Raw genomic sequence first — 4039 nt, 5'->3', positions numbered from 1 at the left:
TCGTTGATTAGCCCGTTGAGGATCTTCCTGCGACGGACCCGCGCCGAGGCGAGGTCAACGAGGGCTGACCCGGTGTCCGTGGCGTCGGGTGGGCGTTGATCGCGGCTCTGGTGGGGACGGTGCTCATTGTAGTGCGTGACGAACTCGCCCAGGACGGCCAGCAGGTGCCGCGGGTGGTAGATCAGCATCCGGTCAAGGCACTCGCGACGGACCGTACGCACCCAGCGTTCCGCGTACGAGTTGGACCACGCATTCAACTACACCGGATGAGGAGGATCGGTTCCGACGTGTCCGGGTGATCCACCGGTTCCACCCGCTGTTCGGTCGTGACTTCGAGTTCGTCGTTCATCGGCGCAACTGGGGAGAGGATCGGATTTACTGCCGGGCCGAGGACGGCCGACTGTTCTCCCTTCCGGCGAGCTGGACCGACGTGGTGGGCGAGGACCCGTTCGCGGTCATTGCGGCGGGTCGGTGCCCGTTCACCCTTGATGGCCTGGTCGGGCTGGCCGCCCTCTTGGACGGCCTGCGCTCCCAGCCGGACCGCGATCAGCGTGTCAAGGAAATTACGCCGTGAATGTCATTACGATTATGCCGCTTACCGTGGGAGCCGTCAGCCTCTGGGAGCCCGATCCGTCAGAGCCCTGGGCTGACACTGAACGGATTTTCGCGGACCGTTCGGCGTGTCTGGGTTCTTCTTGGGCTTGTCCTCGGCAGAATTACACTGACATTAGGTCAGTGTGAAGGAGGGCGGCGTGCCTCGGAGTAGGCGTCCGGAAGACCCCAAGGTGGTCGCGCTGCGCGAGACACGCTGCCTGAACCCCCACCCCGAGGCGGTCACCGACGAGCGGTTCGCCTCCTCGGACTTCTTCGACGCGAGGGATCTGGCGCAGGTCAAGTACGAGATGGTGCGGGCGGTCCGCGAGGAGGATATGCCGGTCACCGTCGCGGCCGCCGGGTTCGGGCTGTCGCGGCAGTCCTACTACCAGGCCGCGGCCGCGCTCGACCACGGCGGCTTGCCCGGGCTGGTACCGGCCAAGCCGGGCCCCAAGGGCGCGCACAAGCTCACCGACGAGGTGTGCGCGTTCGCCGAGGACGCGCTGGCCGCCGACCCCGGCCTGCGGTCCGCCGACCTTTCCGGCGCGATCGAGCGCGCCTTCGGCGTGCGGGTGCACGCCCGCTCGATCGAACGGGCGCTGGCCCGGCGCCGAGCGCGGCGATCCAAAAGCGGCTGACATGTCCAACCCGGCGAGCGGACAGGCGCAACACCCAGCACCTGGCCCCGCGGCCGGCCAACCGGGCCTGCGCCGCGATCCCGGCCAGGCCCACGCCCCCGGTGCCGGGTCGGCTGCCCGCTACGAGCACCTGCGCCACGCCGCCCTGCACGCCCGTGCCGAGGCGTTCCCGCTCGGTCTGGCCGTGTTAACCCGCCAAGGCCTCACCGCGTGGACACACGTCCTCGCCGAACTCACCCCTACCCCGACCGCACCGACCCCCGCAGCGACTCACGCGCCCCCGCTTCCCTGCGCCGCGTTGACCCGCGAGCTTGTCAACATCCTCGCGGCCCTCACCCTCGTGTCGACCTAATGGCCCTGCTGACCACCCACGACGACGAGAAAGGAGCCCGCGCCCTTGCCCGCAAACTCGCCCTCCAAGGTGACCGCCGCCCATCTGCGCAGACAGGCCTACCTCTATGTCCGCCAGTCAACGATCAAACAGGTACTCAACAACACCGAATCCGCCCTGCGCCAATACGACCTGAAAAGCCGGGCCATCGCCCTGGGCTGGAGCGCCGAGCAGGTCACCGTCATCGACATCGACCAGGGCCACTCCGGCGCGTCGGCAGCCGACCGGGAAGGGTTCCAGCGCCTCGTCGCCGAGGTCGGCATGGGCCGGGCCGGGATCGTGCTCGGCCTGGAATGCTCGCGCCTGGCCAGAAACAACGCCGACTGGCACCGCCTGCTCGAGATCTGCGGGCTGTCCGGCACGCTGATCTGCGACGAGGACGGCCTCTACGACCCGACCGACTTCAACGACCGCATGCTGCTCGGCATGAAAGGTCAACTCAGCGAAGCGGAACTGCATTTCCTGCGCTCGCGGCTGCGCGGCGGCATCCTGAACAAAGCCCGCCGCGGGGAACTCATCACCCCACTGCCGGTCGGTCTGGCCTACGACGGGCTCGGCAAGGTAGTCCTCGACCCCGACCGGGCCGTCCAACACGCCATCACCCACCTGTTCGCCACCTTCGACGCCACCGGATCCGCGCACGCAGTCCTCAAGACATTCACCAACGCCGGGCTGCTGTTTCCCCGCCGCCACCGCAATGGCCCTCACAAAGGAGAACTGGACTGGGCGCCGCTGACCCACTCCGCCGTCCTGCGCGTGCTGCACAACCCCCGCTACGCCGGCGTGTTCAGCTTCGGCCGACACCGCCAGATCCTCGGCCCCAACCACAAGACCCACACCCGGCCGGTCACCGCCCGCCACGAACAGATCGCCTTCATCCCCGCCGCCCACCCCGGCTACATCACCCTCGCCGCCTTCGACGCCAACCAGGCCCGGCTGGCCGAATGCGCCGCCGCCCGCGGCACCGACCGCAAAGCCGGGCCGCCCCGCGAAGGACCAGCCCTGCTACAAGGCATCATCGTCTGCGGCCGATGCGGACGGCGCATGACCGTGCGCTACCACCTCGCCCGCGACGGAGCCGAACTACCCACCTACGTCTGCCAACACGACAAGGTCGAAAACGCCGGTCCCGACTGCCAGACCATCCCCGGTGCCGGCATCGACTCCGCCATCGGCGCCCTGCTCATCGACACCCTCACCCCGCTGACCGTCGAAGCCGCGCTCACCGTCACCGCCGAACTCGAACACCGAGCCCACCAAGCCGATCAACTCCGCGCCGCCGCCGTCGAACGTGCCCGCTACCACGCCGACCTGGCCCGCCGCCGCTACCTCGCCGTCGACCCCGCCAACCGGCTGGTCGCCGACACCCTCGAAGCCGACTGGAACAACGCCCTCCGCGCTCACCGCGACGCCCAAGACACCTACGACCAAGCCACCAACACCGCCACCGGGACGCTCACCGACGCGCAGCAGGCCCGCATCCGCCAACTGGTCACCGATTTCCCCGCCATCTTCAACGACCCGCGCACGCCTCACCGCGAGCGCAAACGCATGGCTCGCCTGCTCCTGACCGATGTCACCGTGACCAAAACCGCCGACACCATCACCTGCCACGTGCGGCTACCCGGCGGCCAGAACCACACCCTGACCCTGCCCACCCTCAAACCAGCCTGGCTGCTACGAAAAACCCCACCCCACGTTGTCGCCGCCGTTGACGACCTGCTCGGCCACCACACCCACACCGAGATCGCCGACATCCTCAACAACCGCGGCCTGACCAGCGGCGAGGGCCGCCCATTCCACAAACTGACCGTCGCCCGCATCGCCCGCAACTACCAGCTACCCAGCCGCGAGCAACGCCTGCGCGAGGCCGGTCTGCTCACCCTGACCGAGATGGCCGCCGCCCTCAACGTGTCCACTGGCACGGTCAAAACCTGGCGCGACGCCGGCCTCGTCAACGGCCACCGCTTCAACGACCACGGCCAGATGCTCTACGACCCGCCCGGCCCCAACCCCCCGACCCGCCACCAAGGACACCCAGCGCTCACCAAGCGCCGGCCAGCGCAAACACCCCAACCCATCGCAACGAACCAAAGAGGTGCAGTGTGAAACCAACGGTTTGGCCTTCGGCGCCCGCGGCGGAATCTTCACCACCTCGATCCCGGCCGCGGCGAATACCGCGTCGACGGCGGCGGTGAACTTGGCGTCCCGGTCCCGGATCAGGAACCGGAACCGGTCGGCGTGCTCGTCGAGGTCCATCAGCAGGTTGCGGGCGGCCTGAGTCACCCAGGCGCCGGTGGGGTGGCCCGTGATCCCGGCGAGATGTACCCGGCGACGCTGCACCTCGATCACGAAGAGCACGTACAGCCTGGTCAGGCCTACCGTCTCCACGGTGAAGAAGTCACACGCTAGGGTC

The 4039-nt window shown here is 68.6% G+C and carries 5 protein-coding genes; 4 read left to right on the top strand and 1 reads right to left on the bottom strand.

What is annotated here, in order from left to right; genetic code table 11:
* A partial coding sequence (locus tag VGR06_RS29690) for an integrase core domain-containing protein (protein WP_327562462.1) occupies positions 1 to 221 on the bottom strand: 221 nt, incomplete at its 3' end.
* Positions 222 to 295: 74 nt separating this feature from the next.
* Here VGR06_RS29690 and VGR06_RS29685 point away from each other — a divergent pair.
* The 4 genes from VGR06_RS29685 to VGR06_RS29670 all read left to right on the top strand — a co-directional run bounded on the left by VGR06_RS29685 (position 296) and on the right by VGR06_RS29670 (position 3732).
* Positions 296 to 574: a DUF5372 family protein gene (locus tag VGR06_RS29685; protein ID WP_327562461.1), complete on the top strand. Its 279-nt coding sequence runs from the start codon at positions 296 to 298 to the stop codon at positions 572 to 574.
* 178 nt (positions 575 to 752) lie between these two features.
* A complete protein-coding gene (locus VGR06_RS29680; RefSeq protein ID WP_327562460.1) occupies positions 753 to 1232 on the top strand; it encodes a helix-turn-helix domain-containing protein in 480 nt (159 codons plus the stop codon).
* Position 1233: 1 nt separating this feature from the next.
* Positions 1234 to 1584, top strand: a complete 351-nt coding sequence (locus VGR06_RS29675; protein WP_327562459.1) for a hypothetical protein — start codon at positions 1234 to 1236, stop codon at positions 1582 to 1584.
* 45 nt (positions 1585 to 1629) lie between these two features.
* A complete protein-coding gene (locus VGR06_RS29670) occupies positions 1630 to 3732 on the top strand; it encodes a recombinase family protein (RefSeq protein WP_327562458.1) in 2103 nt (700 codons plus the stop codon).
* Positions 3733 to 4039: the final 307 nt, after the last annotated feature.

The sequence above is a fragment of the Actinophytocola sp. genome (assembly GCF_036002505.1).
Taxonomy (GTDB): Bacteria; Actinomycetota; Actinomycetes; order Mycobacteriales; family Pseudonocardiaceae; genus DASYTH01.
This window is presented reverse-complemented; position numbering and strand designations above follow the sequence as displayed.